Origin of the sequence: Paraburkholderia sp. BR10882 (assembly GCF_040948855.1) — a bacterium.
Taxonomy (GTDB): Bacteria; Pseudomonadota; Gammaproteobacteria; order Burkholderiales; family Burkholderiaceae; genus Paraburkholderia; species Paraburkholderia nodosa_A.
Genome location: NZ_JBFPKP010000004.1, coordinates 417,030 through 432,220, shown reverse-complemented (window position 1 = coordinate 432,220; position 15,191 = coordinate 417,030). Strand labels below are relative to the sequence as shown.

The 15,191-nt window shown below is 68.7% G+C and carries 12 protein-coding genes; 3 read left to right on the top strand and 9 right to left on the bottom strand.

Features of this window, described 5'->3' with window-relative positions; translation table 11 throughout:
- Positions 1–88: 88 nt before the first annotated feature.
- Together AB3X99_RS14290 and AB3X99_RS14285 are read left to right on the top strand one after the other, a co-directional pair.
- Positions 89–1,903: a trypsin-like peptidase domain-containing protein gene (locus AB3X99_RS14290; RefSeq protein WP_368617274.1), complete on the top strand. Its 1,815-nt coding sequence runs from the start codon at positions 89–91 to the stop codon at positions 1,901–1,903.
- A gap of 187 nt (positions 1,904–2,090) precedes the next feature.
- Positions 2,091–3,233 (top strand): IS481 family transposase, encoded by a 1,143-nt coding sequence (locus tag AB3X99_RS14285; protein WP_368617273.1) that lies wholly within the window; start codon positions 2,091–2,093, stop codon positions 3,231–3,233.
- A 167-nt stretch (positions 3,234–3,400) separates the two neighbouring features.
- Here the strand turns inward: AB3X99_RS14285 and AB3X99_RS14280 are convergent, their stop codons facing one another.
- From AB3X99_RS14280 to AB3X99_RS14270, 3 genes are read right to left on the bottom strand one after another with little or no spacing between them, the layout of a single operon-like run.
- Entirely contained in the window at positions 3,401–4,246 is an 846-nt protein-coding gene (locus tag AB3X99_RS14280; RefSeq protein WP_069268593.1) for an anti-sigma factor, read from the bottom strand.
- Entirely contained in the window at positions 4,243–4,761 is a 519-nt protein-coding gene (locus AB3X99_RS14275; RefSeq protein ID WP_069268594.1) for a sigma-70 family RNA polymerase sigma factor, read from the bottom strand. The genes AB3X99_RS14280 and AB3X99_RS14275 overlap by 4 nt, the downstream gene beginning before the upstream one ends.
- Positions 4,762–4,816: 55 nt before the next feature.
- Positions 4,817–5,548, bottom strand: a complete 732-nt coding sequence (locus tag AB3X99_RS14270; protein WP_368617272.1) for a transcriptional regulator — start codon at positions 5,546–5,548, stop codon at positions 4,817–4,819.
- Positions 5,549–5,952: 404 nt separating this feature from the next.
- Here AB3X99_RS14270 and AB3X99_RS14265 point away from each other — a divergent pair, with 404 nt between their 5' ends.
- A complete protein-coding gene (locus tag AB3X99_RS14265; RefSeq protein ID WP_368617347.1) occupies positions 5,953–8,007 on the top strand; it encodes a hypothetical protein in 2,055 nt (684 codons plus the stop codon).
- Positions 8,008–8,019: 12 nt separating this feature from the next.
- Here AB3X99_RS14265 and AB3X99_RS14260 read toward each other — a convergent pair whose 3' ends face one another.
- From AB3X99_RS14260 to AB3X99_RS14235, 6 genes are all read right to left on the bottom strand, one after another.
- A complete protein-coding gene (locus AB3X99_RS14260) occupies positions 8,020–9,018 on the bottom strand; it encodes a diguanylate cyclase (protein ID WP_176732995.1) in 999 nt (332 codons plus the stop codon).
- A gap of 184 nt (positions 9,019–9,202) precedes the next feature.
- Entirely contained in the window at positions 9,203–10,228 is a 1,026-nt protein-coding gene (locus AB3X99_RS14255; RefSeq protein WP_368617271.1) for a chemotaxis response regulator protein-glutamate methylesterase, read from the bottom strand.
- The gene (locus AB3X99_RS14250; protein ID WP_368617270.1) at positions 10,225–12,519 is read right to left on the bottom strand and encodes a hybrid sensor histidine kinase/response regulator; all 2,295 of its coding nucleotides are present in this window, start codon (positions 12,517–12,519) and stop codon (positions 10,225–10,227) included. Before AB3X99_RS14250 ends, AB3X99_RS14255 begins: the two co-directional genes overlap by 4 nt.
- The gene (locus AB3X99_RS14245) at positions 12,516–13,220 is read right to left on the bottom strand and encodes a chemotaxis protein CheW (RefSeq protein ID WP_368617269.1); all 705 of its coding nucleotides are present in this window, start codon (positions 13,218–13,220) and stop codon (positions 12,516–12,518) included. Before AB3X99_RS14245 ends, AB3X99_RS14250 begins: the two co-directional genes overlap by 4 nt.
- Complete coding sequence (locus tag AB3X99_RS14240) at positions 13,213–14,691, bottom strand: CheR family methyltransferase (RefSeq protein ID WP_368617268.1); 1,479 nt, start codon at positions 14,689–14,691, stop codon at positions 13,213–13,215. The genes AB3X99_RS14245 and AB3X99_RS14240 overlap by 8 nt, the downstream gene beginning before the upstream one ends.
- Entirely contained in the window at positions 14,688–15,182 is a 495-nt protein-coding gene (locus AB3X99_RS14235; protein ID WP_342947445.1) for a chemotaxis protein CheW, read from the bottom strand. The genes AB3X99_RS14240 and AB3X99_RS14235 overlap by 4 nt, the downstream gene beginning before the upstream one ends.
- Positions 15,183–15,191: the final 9 nt, after the last annotated feature.

The following is a 15,191-nucleotide window of genomic DNA, read 5'->3' as shown; positions in this document are numbered from 1 at the left end:
GGCGTGACTACACTATGGTCGTCGGCACTCGTTTGCTATCCGCGATCGCGTGCCGCCCGCCAGCACGATGACCACTGGGAGGTGTGCTGTGCTCCGCCTGACCTTCGCCCGCACTTCGCGCCCTGCGGCGGCGCTTGCCCTCGCGCTTGCCAGCGCTTTCTGTTACGAGGCGAACGCCGCAACGCCGCCTCCGGCCGCCACCAAACCGCCCGCCAACAAAGCCGCCGCCAATAAGGCCGCTAACGACAAGGCGGCAAGCGCTACGGCGGCTAGCGACAAAGCGGCTGGCGACAAAGCCGCCGCCCCGAAGGCTACCGCCGAGGCCACCGCGCCGGCGGCCGTGGCCACACCCGACTTCTTCTCGCTCGCCGAGCGCTACGGCCCCGCCGTCGTGCACGTGATCGCGCGCAGCCCCGACGACCCGTCCGCGCCGCCCGAGCAGGAAGCCATCGACGACGCCGATCCTTTCTTCGCGTTCTTCAGTCGCGCGCCGAAGCCGGCGTCCGACGCCGAGGCCAGCGGACCGCGCGTGATGACGGGCGCGGGCTCCGGCTTCATCGTCAGCCCCGATGGCGTCGTGCTGACCACGGCGCATATCGTCGACAGCGCCGAGCAGGTGACCGTGCGGCTGACGGACAAGCGCGAGTTCAAGGCGGAGGTCGTTGCCGTCGACCCGCAAAGCGACGTTGCCGTGCTGCAGATCGACGGCCACGATCTGCCGTTCGTGAAGCTCGCCGATACGGCGAAGGTGCACGCCGGCGAACCGGTGCTATCGATCGGGTCGCCGGACAGCTATCAGAACACCGTGACGACGGGCATCCTCAGCGCGACCTCGCGCACGCTGCCCGACGGCAAGGCGTTCCCGTTCCTGCAGACCGATGTGGCGGTCAACCCCGACAACTCCGGCGGCCCGATCTTCAATCGCGCGGGCGAGGTGATCGGCATCGGCGTGCAGATTTACGCGGATGGCGGCCGCTACCAGGGCCTGACCTTTGCGATTCCAATCGACGCCGCCAACCAGTTCCGCGCCCAGTTGCAGGCGCGCAAGGCGGCGCCCGCCGCCAGCGCCAATGCGGCGACCGCGGCAAACGCGGGCAACGGCGGCACGATCCGCACCTTCGGCATGCAGGTCGAGGACGTGAGTCCCGGGCTTGCGGCGGCGCTCGGCTTGCCGCACGCGGGCGGCGCGCTCGTCGACGCCGTCGATCCCGGCTCGCCCATCGGCAAAGCGGGTATCCGGACCGGCGACGTGATCGTGCAGGTCGGCACCAAACCCGTCGACCGGGCCGCGACGCTCGCCGCCGCGCTGGCTGCCGTGCCGCCGGCCACGCCGGCGTCGCTGAAGGTGATCCGCAACCGTCAGCCCGCGGTGGCCGGCTTCTCGAACACGGCGTTCGAGGCGAAGGCGGCGGATGCGGATGCGGCGGCGACAGGAGCGGGCGCTGGGACTGCGGGTGCGACAGCAGCTCAAGCAACCGATGCCGCACAGGCGGTGGAGAAGACCGACGCGCCGGTCGCGCCCGCAGTAGCCGATCCGGTGAGCAAGGCCCCACCGTCTGACGTGAAAGCCGTCAAAACGGTGATGGCGGACCCGAACGCGCAGGCCGCCACCGCAACACCGGCTCCGCGCCATGCCGCCGACCGACTCGGTCTGATCGCGCATGCGCTGAGCGCCGAGGAAAAGCGCTCGACCGGGTTGCCGCTTGGTTTGATGGTGGAAGCCTCCACTGGGCCGGCTGCGAGCGCGGGTGTGCGGGCTGGAGATGTCGTGCTGTCGCTCGATGACACGCTGGTCGAATCGCAGGAGCAAGCTGTCGCGCTCGAGGCGAAGGCGACGAAGAGCATGTCGCTGCTGATTCAGCGGAATAATGCGAGGAGCTTTGTGGCTGTGAAGGTCAGGTGATTGGCGCTGCGCTCGGTTCCTGGCTGCTTTCTCGCGTTGCCTTGTGTTCGCGTCGGTGTGCATGCGTTGCCCCTGTGCGGGGCGGCACCTACTTTTCTTTGCAGCCGTGTATGGACCGGAAACATGGGTAACAGGTGTGCGCGGACATGGGTAACACTTCGGGCGAGTGATTCGCCTGGAGCCGTTCATGCCCTGGAACCCGAGAAACACCATGAACCTGCGTCTGGAATTCGTGAATCTGGCCCTGCAGGAAGGCGCCAACCGGCGTGAACTATGCCGGCGTTTCGGCATCAGCCCGAAGACCGGCTACAAGTGGCTTGCCCGGCATGCACAGGATGACGGCGCCACGGCGTTGGCGGACCGCTCGCGCCGGCCCCTGCAGAGTCCGGCGCGCACCATACCCACAGTCGAGCAGCAGGTGGTTGAACTGCGCCAGGCACATCCCGCCTGGGGCGGGCGCAAGATCAAGCGGCGCCTCGAGGATCTCGGCCACACCGCGGTGCCCGCACCGAGCACGGTGACCGGCATCCTGCACCGCCATGGCCTGATCCGCGCGGAGGCTTCGGAGGCGGCCACACCGTGGCAGCGCTTCGAACACGAGCATCCGAATTCACTCTGGCAGATGGACTTCAAGGGCTGGTTTGAACTGCAGGACGGGCGGCACTGCTCGCCGCTGACGGTGCTGGACGATCATTCGCGTTTCAACCTGACGCTCGATGCGTGCGGCAGGACCGACACCTCCACCGTACGCGCGCATCTGCGGCAGACGTTTCGCCGTTACGGGCTGCCGCTGCGCATCAACGCGGACAACGGCTCGCCATGGGGCAGTCCCGGCCAGCCGGGACAGCTCACCGAACTGGCCATCTGGCTGATCCGGCTCGGTGTGCGTCTGTCCCATAGCCGGGTGGCGCACCCGCAGACCAACGGCAAGGACGAACGGTTTCACCGCACGCTGAAGGCCGAGGTGCTCAGCGGCCGTCGCTTCGACAGCCTGCGCAACGCCCAGCGGGTGTTTGACGAGTGGCGCACGGTCTATAACCATCAGCGCCCGCATCAGGCCCTGCAGATGGCCACTCCGATCACCCGTTACCGGCCCAGTGCGCACCCGTATCCGGAGACACTGCCGCCGATCGAATATCGCAGCGACGACACGGCGGTACGCGTGGGGTGGAATGGAGAACTCCGTTTCCGGTGCCGGTGTTTCAAGGTTTCAAATGCGCTGCACAAGCTGCCGGTTGCGGTGCGCCCCAGCGCAGGAAGCGGCAACCGCTATGACCTGTTTTTCCTGCATCATCATTTCGGAACCATCAACCTGGACCATCCCGAATGAGCGGATCATGTGTTACCCATGTCCGCGCACACCTGTTACCCATGTTTCCGGTCCATACACCGCTGCAAAGAAAGTAGGTGCCGCCCCGCACAGGGGCAACGCATGCATACCGACGCGAACACAAGGAAAGGCCAACCCGGCCAGGAACAACGACAAAAAACCAACCCTCACCGCGGCGTCAGCTGCGCATAAACATCATGCGCAAGCTGCAGCAACGCCTTACGATCGATCCCCCCGGAAAGCGCATACCCAAAGTCGCCATCCACCCAATAAAACACATTCACAGGCCCATCCTGATAAAGCTTGAACGCGGTGGTATTGGCGCTCGCCTTGCGGTGCGAGATACACAGCGTCACCCGCTCGCCACGCGCATTGTGATACATGAACTGCGCGACTTCGCCGCCGTCGTCGGCCGGCAACAACCGCCCACCCGAAAGCTCGAACCCGCTCTTCGAGAGCATCGGCGCGCGCACGTTGGTGCCGAGCCGGTTCGCGAGCCACTTCACGAAGTCCTGCTCCTGACTGTCGTCCATCGTGTCGGGACGCGCCACCGTCGGCATGTAGACCACGTGCGCGAGCGCCGCTTGCTGCGCAAAGCGCATGGTGCCATCCGCGCTCACCGCGCGCAGTTCGCCGCCGCCAGCCGCGCCTGCGGGTCCGCCCGTGCCGCTCATGCCGTAATGCATGCCCCACCCGATGCCCACGCCCAGCACGAGCGCCGCCGCGAGGCCCGCGAAGCGCGGCCAGTTTGCCGCCGGGCGCGCATTTCGCACCGCTTGCTGCGCGGGCTCAGGGGCGGCCACGCGCAGGCGCGCAGGCAGCGGCTCGTTGAGCACGCGGTCGTAACGCTCGTGCAGCAGATTGTTCAGCGCGAAGAAGTCGCTCGCGCGCGCGGCAAGCTCGGGGTTGCGCTCGAGCTCGCGCTCCACGTCGGCGCGACGCGCCTCGGATAGCGTGCCGTCCACGTAGGCGTGGATCTCGTCTTGCGTGACTGGATTTTGTTGCTCGCTCATCGCACCACCTTCAGATTCGCACGCGGGACGGAACCGGCCATGAGCGCCCGCAAGCGCTCACGTCCCCTCGACAGACGCGACATGACCGTGCCGATCGGTATGTCGAGCGCCAATGCGACATCGGCGTAGCTCATCTCCTCCAGTCCTACCAGAAGCACCACCTCGCGCTGCTCCACGGGCAGACGCTGCAGCGCAAAGTCCAGATCCCGCACTTCGAGCGCACCCGTCTGCGCGGCGGGCACGGCGTAGTCGGTTTCGGGCACGCTGTCGTCGTCGACGGAAACGTGGGCCCCGCGTGCCGCCGACTTGCGCACCTGGTTCACGAACAGGTTGTGCATGATCGTGAAGAGCCAGGCGCGCAGATCGGTGCCCGAACGGAACAACTCCGTGCGGGCGATGGCGCGCTCGAGCGTGTCCTGCACGAGGTCGTCGGCAAGCTCGCGGTTGTTGATCAGCGCGCGCGCGTAGCGTCGCAGGCGCGGCACGTGTTCTATCAGCTCGTCACGGATGTCCATGTTTCATCCTGGATTGCCGCAAGGGTCATTGCGCGGTTTGCATCCTCGGGCGGGTTCACGATCCTTCGCCTTCGCGCGCCGGCTGCGCGGCGAGCGTCGCGAGGTCCGCCGCGCGCATCAAGCCGCGCGTTTGGGCGTTGCCCGCGAGCACCCAGCGCGTGCCGTGCTCGCGCCACATCAGGAGCCGCAGCGGCCCCGCGCGGTGTGCGCTCCACTGCAGCGCCGCGCCGGCCAGCCACGCGCGGCTCGCGAGCAGCACCACGCGCTCGCCCTGGTTGTTCTCGTACACATAGCGCTGCGCACTCGCAAACGGGCCAACCCGCACTTCGCCACCGCCGAGAAAATGCAGGCCCGCCGCGCCGAAATCGAACGGCGCACGCGCCGCGCCCGCTTCCAGCGCCTCCGGCTGCCCGTTTTCGGCTTCCATCAGCGCCATCACCGCAGCGTTGTTCAGCACTTGTTGCGACGGCTCCGTCACGCCGATCCACGCCACTGCGGCACCCGCCATCGCCAGCGCAGCCGCGAGAGCGATAGCGTAGCGCAACGCCCGCCTGCTCCGGGCTGGCGCGGCGCGCGAGTGCGGCGTCTGCGCGGGCCGGGCCGGGTAAGCATCGCGGATCTGGGCGTTCAGACGCCGGTAGAACAGGATGCGATGCCATTCGCCGGGCTTGCCAGCGAGGTAACGCCGCACGTGCGCCGCCTGCGCGCCGGCAAGCGTGCCGTCGCTATAGGCCTGGATATCGGCTTCGGAAACCCGCGGCTCATCGAGCGGCCCGCGAAACTTCATGATCGTGAATCGATGTTGATTAGGTGGCGATGCGGGGGCTAACGCGCGGCGAGCGCGGATTATTCCAGCAGACGGCGAAATTCACCTTTTGCGTGGCGCTCGAGCGACTTTGCGCCCCGCGGGCGGGCCATTCATCGCATCCGCATAAAAAAACGCCACATTACCCGCATTGAATAATATTTGAATTATTTCCTTAAAAGCGCATGCGAGCATCACGCCCAACTGCCGCGCATCCTGCGGCATGTTCGTAATTGACGGGAATTCAAGTGAAAAATGCTGCTCGCCTCATTGCCTTGTCGGTAGCGCTGCAAGGTCTCGCCATTCAACCCAGCGTTGCGCAAAGCACGCTCAACTACACCACGTCCTGGATCGGCAACAGCTTCGGTTTCGGCGACGGCAAGTGGATGCAGCAGGACGTACAGGCCATCGCCGTCGCGCCCGACGGCACCGTCTACGCGAACGCGCCCTGGGACGAAAGCGGCAGCGAGATCGGCGTCTACCGCGGCGGCGACAAGCTCGCGGTGGCCGGCAACACGCATGGCTGGGGCAATGCGGGCGGCGACGCTATCGCGGCGAACAGTACCTATGTCTATGCCGCGATGTCGATCGGCAACCAGAGCAATGCTCTCGTGGGCGCGGACTATCCGCCCGCCAACCAGACCTGGTTCGGCGTGACGCGCCGGCTGCGCTCGAACGTGGCGCAGGGCGCGCCGTTCGCGAGCGGCATCGGCAACAGCGCGAACGCGACAAAAAACAGCTTCCTGCGCGTGCTCGCCACCCCGAGCAGCAGCGACGGCGCCGTGCGCGGCCTCGCCGCCACCGACGCCGAACTGTACGTTGCCGATACCGCGGACAACCGCATCGTGGTCTACGACGCGCAAACCATGCGTCAGCTCCGTGCTTTCACCGTGCCGACGCCGGGCCGCATTGCGCTGGCCACGGACGGCACGCTCTGGGTGATCCAGGGCATGCAGGACGCGAACGGCCCAAGCATCGGTCACTACCGCAAGGACGGCACCGCGCTCAACGATGCACCCGTGCTGCCTGCGGGCACCGTGCCGACCGATCTCGCCTTCGCGCCTTCCGGTCAGCTCTCGATTGCCGACAACGGCCCTTCGCAGCAGATTCTGCTTTACGCCCGCTCGTCGAGCGGCCAGTTGGCGGCCGCGGGCACGCTGGGCACGCGCCAGGGCATCTTCCACGTCGTGGAAGGCGCGCCCGGCGACTGGCGCTTCAACGGCATCACCAGCATCGGCTACGACCAGGCGGGCAACCTGTACGTCGCGCAGAACGGCCAGGGGCCGCGACCGTACGGCACCGCGCTGGTCGGCCAGGGAGCGGTGCTCGAGAGCTACGCAATGGGCACGCGCACGCTGGGCTGGCGCCTCGACGGCCTGACCTTCGTCGATGCCGCCGCCTTCGAGCCCGCCAATACCGCGAACGTCTTCACCGGCTCGAAGCGCTTCACGCTCGACTACAGCCAGGCGCCCGGCAAGCAATGGACCTATGCGGGCTTCACGCTCAACCGCTTCGCGTATCCCGACGATCCCGCGCTGCACTCCACGCGCGGCGTGCGCGGCTCGCCCATGGTGCGGCGCTTCAACGGCCAGCCATTCCTCTATACGCTCGACCAGTACGCGCACTACCTGAACATCTACCGCTTCTCGAGCGCGACCGATGGCGAAGTCGCGATTCCCTCGGGCCTGCTCGCCCAGAATCCGATGCCGGGCAACTGGCCCGCCGGCCAGCCGACCTACGGCGAGTGGATGTGGCGCGACGCGAACGGCGACGGCCACGTGGACGCGAGCGAGATCACCTCGAACCCCTCGACGGGCGCGACCGTCGGCAACGGCTACTGGTGGGTGGACACGCCCGGCAACGTGTGGCTCGCCACGCCGCTTTCGGGAATTCGCGAGATGCCGATGCAAGGGCTCGACGCACAGGGGAATCCGCAGTACACCTATGCATCGTCGAAGATGTTCCCGATGCCGGCGCCGTTCAACCGCATCGCACGGATCGTCTACGTGGCCGAAACCGACACGATGTACATCACCGGCTTCACCGCGAACATTCCGTGGGATGCGTCGCACTGGAAAGAAGCCGGGCCCGTGCTCGCGCGTTACGACAACTGGTCGAGCGGTTCGCCCACGCTCACGTGGCAGGCGTCGTTGCCCTGGAATACGGGCAGCAGCCCGCAGGTGACAACGGTCGGAATCGCCGTGGCCGGCAACTATGTGTTCATCGCGGAGCTCTACACGCAGAAGGTCGACGTATACGACGCGCGCAGCGGCCAGATCGTCGGCTCGATGACGCCCGGTGCGAACGTGGGCAACACGAGCGGGTGGGTGGACATCTATATGGGCATGAGCGCCGCGCAGCGCGATAACGGCGATTACGTGGTGCTCGTGGAGGACGACGCGCGCGCCAAGATCCTGATGTACGACTGGACGCCGGGTTGAGGCGCTGCGCCTTTACGGCCGCCCCGACACGTGCGTGGAAAACGCCACGCGATTGCGGCCATCGCGCTTTGCGCGGTAAAGCGCGGCGTCGGCTTCCTCGATCAGCGCCGTCTCCGCGAGCCCCGGCGCGGGCGTGAGCGTCGCCACGCCAATGCTGATCGTGAGGTGCTCGCTCACGGCTGAACCCACGTGCGGCAACGCGAGTCCCACCACGTCGCGGCGCATTTTCTCGGCGAGCAGCCGCGCGCCCGCGCTGCCCGTGCCCGGCAGCACCACGGCGAACTCTTCGCCGCCGAAGCGCGCCACGAGGTCGCGCGGCTGACGTATCTCGCGGCGGATCGTCGTCGCCACTGAGCGCAGCACGTTGTCGCCCGCCACGTGGCCGTAGGTGTCGTTATAGGGTTTGAAGTAGTCCACGTCGATCATCAGCAGCGACACTTCGGTGCGCTCGCGCTCCGCCCGCTTCCACTCGGCGCTCAGGAATTCGTCCAGGTAGCGCCGGTTCGAGAGGCCGGTCAGGCCATCCGAATGCGTCAGGCGGCGCAGTTCGAGGTTCGCACGGAGCAGTTCCTGCTGCGAGCGGCGCAGCGCGCGATAGGCCTCGTCGCGCTGGAGCATGTTTACGTAGGATCGTGAATGATATTTCACGCGCGCGATCAGCTCGACGCTGTCCGGCAGCTTGACGAGGTAATCGTTGGCCCCCGATGCGAACGCCGCGCTCTTGATGGCGGGTTCTTCCTTGGTGGAGAGCACGATGATCGGCACGTCGCGTGTCGCTTCGTTCGCGCGGTAGGCGCGCACGAGCGTGAGGCCGTCGGTGCCCGGCATCACGAGATCCTGCAGGATCACGGTCGGGCGCACTTCCTCGGCCGTGCGCACGGCCTGGTCGGGATGCGCGCAATAGTGGAAGTCGATCTCGCGTTCGCTGGCGAGCGCCCGGCGCACCGCCTCCGCCACGATCGCCTGGTCGTCCACCAGCAGCACCATCATCGGCATGTCGGCGGCGGGCATCGTTTGCTCCAGCGCGCTGCGCACAGCCTCCAGCGCGACGGCGAGCGAAGCGTCGTCGGCGCTGCTGGGGTCGAGATCCGCGTCGATGCCGACGTCCGGCCCGATGCTGTCGGCAACGTTTGCGCTGGTTGGAAGATTGGACTTCTCGGTCATGATATCGGTCGCGTCTCGTGATGGCTGGCATCTAGCCGGCAGGTTGATGCGGGAGTTTCACCCGGCTCGCAAGCTCGGCGGCAATGGCGTCGAGCGGCAGGATCGCGCGCGCGGCGAAGAGCGCCGCCGCCGCTTTGGGCATGCCGTATACGGCGCTCGTCGCCTCGTCCTGGGCGATGGTGTGCCAGCCCTTGGCGCGCATCGCCTTCAGGCCGATCGCCCCGTCGCGTCCCATGCCCGTGAGCAGCACGCCAATCGCCTCGCCCGTCCAGCGCTCGACGAGGCTGTGAAAGAACGTATCGACGGAGGGACGGTAGGGTGTGTCGGCCGGCTCGCGAGTGTAAGCCAGCTTGCCGCCCGCTGTCATGCGCAGATGATCGTTGGTCGCGGCGAGCAGTGCGCAGCCGGGCTCGGGCTGCTCGCCCTCGAGCGCGATGCGCACCGTGAGCGGCGTCTGGCCGTCGAGCCAGGCGGCCATGCCCGCGGCGAACGACTGGTCCACGTGCTGCACGATCACGACGCTCGCGCCGAAACCGGCGGGCAACGCAGCGAGCACGGTGGCGAGCGCGCTGGGGCCGCCCGCCGAGGCGCCGATCGCAATGAGCGGCGCTTTCGGCATGCCGGAAGCGGTGAACGCCGGCGCGCGCGCGGCGAGATCGAGCGCGCCCGACACGCGCCCGATCTGCTCGATTTTCGCGAGCAGCAGGTCCATGGTGCGGCGCGTGTCGGGCCCGGCGAGCGTGGGAGTATCGACAGCATCGAGCGCGCCCGCGCCCATCGCCTCGTACACGCGCCAGGCGTTCGCGCCCACGCTGCTGGTGACGATCAGGATGGGGCACGGCGAGCGCGCCATGATCTGCCGCGTGGCCTCTACGCCATCGACCTTCGGCATCACGAGATCCATGAGGATCACGTCGGGCACCTGTGCCGCGCAGAACTGCACCGCGTCCTCGCCGTTCGCGGCGACCCACACCACGCGATGGCCCGGCCGCGTCGCGATGGCCTGGCGCAGCGCCTCGACTGCTAGCGGCATGTCGTTGGCGATACCGATTTTCATCCCGTCGCCTCTCCGATCAGGTCGTTCACCGCGTCGAGCAGCGCTTCGTCGTGGAAGCTGCCCTTGGTCAGATAGTAGTCGGCGCCCGCGTCGAGGCCGCGCCGCCGGTCGTCTTCACGATCCTTGTACGAGACGATCATCACCGGCACGTTGCGATGCATCGCGTCGCCCTTGATCATCGTGACGAGTTCGATGCCGTCCATGCGCGGCATGTCGACGTCGGTGATGACGAGGTCGAAGTGCGCGTTGCGCAGGGTGCTCCAGCCGTCCATGCCGTCCACCGCCACCGTGACGTCGTAGCCGCGTTTTTCGAGCAGCTTGCGCTCCAGCTCCCGCACCGTCAAGGAGTCCTCGACAACGAGAATGCGCTTGCGTGCGCGCGCCCCATCGTGTGCGCCCCCGCGCGCCACGCCCGCGAGCTGTCCGTCGCGCACGAGACGCGCGACCGACGTCACGATGTCCTCCACGTCGACGATCAGCGCGACCTCGCCGTCGTCGAGCAGCGCCGCTGCCGAGACATTGCGCACCTTGCCCAGACGCACGTCGAGCGGCTGCACGGCGAGCGTGCGCTCGCCCGCGAAACGGTCCACGGCCACGCCATAGAGGCCCGCCTCGCTGCCCACCAGCACGACGTTGAGGTCTTCCGTGGTCGTGGCTTCGGCACCCGCGCCGAGCAGCTGGCGCGCGGTCACGAGCCCCACGGGCCGCCCTTCGAAGGCAATGTGCTGCTGGCCTTCGAGCATCTCGATCGTGCTGCGCGGCACGCTGAGCGCGCGGCGCACGTGCGCAAGCGGGAACGCATAGGCTTCGCCCGCGACCTCGACGATCAGGCTGCGCACCACCGAAAGCGTGAGCGGCAACTGCAGCACGAAGCGCGTGCCCTGCCCCGCCGCGCTCTCGATGCGCACCGTGCCGCGCACGGCCTTCGCGAAGTTCTGCACGGCGTCGAGGCCGACGCCGCGGCCCGACACGTCAGTGACGGTGTCGCGCAGCGAAAAGCCCGGCAGCAGCAGGAAGTCGAACAACTCGGCGTCGGACATCGCGGCCACGGCCTGGGGCTGCGCGAGCGAGCGCGCGGCGATGCTCGCGCGCAGTGCGTCGAGATCGATGCCCGCGCCGTCGTCGGCCACGGCGATCAGCAGCTTGCCGGCGCTATGGTGCGCTTCGAGCGTGAGGCTCGCCTCTTCCGGCTTGCCCGCGCGCTGTCTCGTTTCGGGGTCTTCGATACCGTGGTCGAGCGCGTTGCGCAGCAGGTGGCCGAGCGGCGCGTCGAGCATTTCGAGGATGTCGCGGTCTACTTGCGTCGACTCGCCGGCAATCGTGAAGCGCACCCGCTTGCCAAGCGAGCGCGCAAGATCGCGCACCACGCGCGGATAGGTGTGCGCCGTGTCGCCGAACGGCCGCATGCGACACTGCAGGGCCTCGTCGTAGAGGCGCTGCGCGAGTTGCGTGCCGCGCCGGTCGATGCGATCGACGTCGTCGAATCGTTCGGATAGCTGACGATCGAGCGACGCAACCGCATGGCGTATTTCCGCGAGTGCGTCGCGCGCGTCGGCGTCGAGCGCATCCCCGTGGCGCTCCTGGAACTGGCCCAGCGCCGCGAGCACGTCGCCCTGCGCGCGGCGCGTGCGCAAGAGCCCTTCCGCGAACGGCCGCATGCGGCGCGACTCCACCAGCGATTCGCCCGCGAAGCCGAGCAAGCGGTCGAGCGTGCCGGCGCGCACGCGCAGCATGCGCTCGGCGTCGGCTAAGCGGGGTGGCAGGGGTTGCGCGAGTGGCGCGGGTTCGACGTCGGTGGACGCCACCGCCTCACGCTCCGGCTCGGGCAGACGCAGTGACGCCGCGAGCGCGGCAAGGTCGTCGGTTTCGGGCGCACTTTCGGCGGTGGTGTTGGACACGCTGGGCTGCGCCCCACCCTGAAGGCGCGCCGCGAACGCCACGACCGCCTCGTGTGAAAGCGGCGGCGCGTCGGCATCGCCTGCCGCGCTCAGCAAATCGATGCCGACGAGTAGTGCATCGATGCGCGCCGCGTCGATGCGCAACTCGCCGCGCTGCGCGGCCACGAAGCAATCCTCCATCGCGCTCGCCACCTCGACCGCCTCGGGCAGCCCGACGATGCGCGCGGCGCCCTTGAGCGAGTGCGTCGCGCGCATGCAGGCTTCCAGCGTGGCGGCATCTTCGGGTGCGGACTCCAGCGCGAGCAGGCCCGCGGAAAGCGTGCGCGTCTGCGCAGCGGCCTCCTCATGGAAGAGGTCGAGCAGCGAGCGGCGGCTCAGTTCGTCGTCGCTCATCGCAAACTCCTTGCAAGCGCATCGAATAGCACCTCGGCATCGAGCACGCCCACCGAACGCCCGCGCCAGTGCGTCACGCCGCGCACGTGCCGCCCGGCCGACTGCGCGAGCGTGGCGGGCGCGGGCAGGAGCGCGTCGGCGCCGAAGTTCGCGACGCCCTCCACGGCATCGACGGGAAACGCCGTCGTTGCGCCCGCCCATTCGGTCACGAGCAGGCGCGGCGTGGCGGCGCGCGACGGTGCGCCGGGCGCCGCGGCATCGATACGCAGCAGCGCGGCCAGCGATACCGCGAGCGTGAGCACGCCGCGCACGTTCACGACGCCCAGCACGGCGGCGCTGCGCCGGTGCGGCAGCGTGTGGATGGCGCGTGCCTCGTGCACCTGGCGCAGCGCGGTGGCAGGCAGCGCGAGCCACTCGCCGCCCACGCGAAACACGAGCGAGCCTGCCTCGCGCGTGCGCGTGTCCACTGACTCAGGCGCGCGTTCGAGCGCAAGCGCGGTTGGCGCAAGCGGCGCGGGACGGTCGAGCATGCGCGCCGCCGCTTCTTCGAAGATCGGGCAATTCAGGCAGCGCACGCACGTCTCGAGGCGCGGGCACGAGTTGTCGCCCAGCGTGCCGATGACTTTCCAGCACTGCTCGGGCAGTTGCGACGTCGGCACGAGGTCCTGCGCGCGGTCTTGCTCCAGTTCGCGCTCAGACATGCGGGCCTCCTGCGTCCGGTTCGGCACGCTGTGCGACTTCCTGCGCGGCGCGCTGTGCACGGCGCATCAGCCGGCGCGCGCCTTCGGCATCGCCCTGCACTTCGAGCAGCGCCGCCAGATGCGTGAGCGCTTCGTAGTGCGAAGGCTCCAGATAGATGGCCTTGCGATAGTGCGCGAGCGCCGCGGCTGCGCGGCCCTGCGCATCGGCGATCAGGCCGAGCAGGTACCAGGTGCCCGCGTTCTGCGTCAACGCCTGCGCCGCTTGCGTGGCGAGACGTTCGGCCTCGTCGAGCGCGCCGGCATCCGCGAGACGACGCGCGTCGGCAAGCGCGGCTTCGGGCGTGGCGCCAATGGACGGCCCGTCCGCCGCGTGGGCGTTCATCACGGCCGCCGCGCGCGGAGCCGGCGCGACGTGCAAGGGCCGCAGCGAGAGCCGCGACGGCGCGGACCCGCGCGCTGCCGCGGCCAGCGGCGCGTCCAACGGTGCAAACACCGGCGCGCTGCCGAATGCGGGCGCCGCTGCCGTGGCGGCAATTACCGGCAGCGGCGTGAGCGCAGGCGGCACGGCGGCCGCCGGGCTCGCCGGATGTTGATGATCCGCCGTCGCGCCGGGTTCCGGCGCGCGAAAACCGAACGCGAGCGGAATATAGGCGGACACCATCTCATGGCGCATCATCAGCCCCGTTTCCGCCGGTCCGACGAAGATCATGCCGCCCGCCGAGAGGCGCGCACGCAGCAGGTCGATGGCGCGGTCCTGCGAGGCGCGGTCGAAATAGATGAGCACGTTGCGGCAAAAAATGAAGTCGTAGCGCACCGGGTGCGGCGCGAGCCATTCGAACAGGTTCGCGCGCTCGAAGGTCACGGCGCGGCGCACCGTCGCGGCGATACACCATCCGTCCGGCGCCGCCTCGAAATAGCGGTCGCGAAACGCGAGGCCGTCGCCCCGAAACGCGTTGCGGCCATACACGCCGCGCGCGGCCGCCGCAATCGACTGGCCGCTGATGTCGATCGCGTCGATGGCGAACTGCTCATGCGCGAGGCCCGCGTCGAGCAACGCCATGGCCGCCGAGTACGGCTCCTCGCCGCTCGAGCACGGCGCACTCAGCACGCGCAGCACGTCGCCGGGCTGCGCGGCCAGCCGCTTCGTGCCGAGGCGCGCGAGCGCGGCGAAGGCCTCGCGCTCGCGAAAGAACCAGGTCTCGGGCACCACGAGCGCATCGATCAGCGCCTGGCGCTCGGCAGGCGTGGTCGTGAGACGCTGCCAGTAGGCTTCGCGCGCCCAGTCGGGCAGCGCGGCGCCGCTCATCCACTCCTTGCGCGTGTCGGCCGGATGCAGGTCCGCGTGAACCTCGAGCGTCACTGCCGCCCGAGAGCCCACCGCGCGGGCGAGCGCGTTGGCGCCCAGCGATTCGGCGTCGATGCCGGTTTCCTCGAGCAGCCAGCCGGCAAAGCGCGGGTCGGCCTGTCTCATGGGGCGCCTTGCCACGAAGGCGGATCGGGAAAGAGCAGCGCGCGCACGCGCGCATCGAGCAGTTGGGCGACTTTCACCCACTGCACGAAGCCGCGCTCGTCGCGCGCGACGGGCCCGAGCCAGCGCGCCTCGGGCGTGGCAATGCCGCCTTCGGCAAAGCGCTCGGGCGCAATCGACTGTGTGCGCGTCGCGCTTTCGAGCAGCAGCGCGAGGCGGCGCGGCGGCGCATGAGCGGCAGCGGCGCCGGTCGCGGCGTCACCGTCATACACGAGCACGAGCCGCGTGGACATGAGCGTGCGCGCAGGCCGCCCCAACGCGAGCATCGGCAGATCGACCACGGGCACGGGCGCGCCCTCGTAGTCGATCACGCCGGCGATATACGCGGGCGTGCCCGGAAACGCGCGCACGGGCGCGAGCGGCAGCACGTGCGCAATCTCGCGGGCATCGAGCGCGTAACGCTCGCCGTCCAGTTCGAACACCAGGAAGAGCATCGCCGCTCC

What these genes read in the sequence shown, in the direction of transcription:
- AB3X99_RS14285 (WP_368617273.1), top strand. Translation starts at nt 2,091, where the DNA reads ATGCCCTGGAACCCGAGAAACACCATGAACCTGCGTCTGGAATTCGTG.
- AB3X99_RS14280 (WP_069268593.1), bottom strand. Translation starts at nt 4,246, where the DNA reads ATGAGCGAGCAACAAAATCCAGTCACGCAAGACGAGATCCACGCCTAC.
- AB3X99_RS14275 (WP_069268594.1), bottom strand. Translation starts at nt 4,761, where the DNA reads ATGGACATCCGTGACGAGCTGATAGAACACGTGCCGCGCCTGCGACGC.
- AB3X99_RS14270 (WP_368617272.1), bottom strand. Translation starts at nt 5,548, where the DNA reads ATGAAGTTTCGCGGGCCGCTCGATGAGCCGCGGGTTTCCGAAGCCGAT.
- AB3X99_RS14265 (WP_368617347.1), top strand. Translation starts at nt 5,953, where the DNA reads ATGCAGCAGGACGTACAGGCCATCGCCGTCGCGCCCGACGGCACCGTC.
- AB3X99_RS14260 (WP_176732995.1), bottom strand. Translation starts at nt 9,018, where the DNA reads ATGCCCGCCGCCGACATGCCGATGATGGTGCTGCTGGTGGACGACCAG.
- AB3X99_RS14255 (WP_368617271.1), bottom strand. Translation starts at nt 10,228, where the DNA reads ATGAAAATCGGTATCGCCAACGACATGCCGCTAGCAGTCGAGGCGCTG.
- AB3X99_RS14250 (WP_368617270.1), bottom strand. Translation starts at nt 12,519, where the DNA reads ATGAGCGACGACGAACTGAGCCGCCGCTCGCTGCTCGACCTCTTCCAT.
- AB3X99_RS14245 (WP_368617269.1), bottom strand. Translation starts at nt 13,220, where the DNA reads ATGTCTGAGCGCGAACTGGAGCAAGACCGCGCGCAGGACCTCGTGCCG.
- AB3X99_RS14240 (WP_368617268.1), bottom strand. Translation starts at nt 14,691, where the DNA reads ATGAGACAGGCCGACCCGCGCTTTGCCGGCTGGCTGCTCGAGGAAACC.
- AB3X99_RS14235 (WP_342947445.1), bottom strand. Translation starts at nt 15,182, where the DNA reads ATGCTCTTCCTGGTGTTCGAACTGGACGGCGAGCGTTACGCGCTCGAT.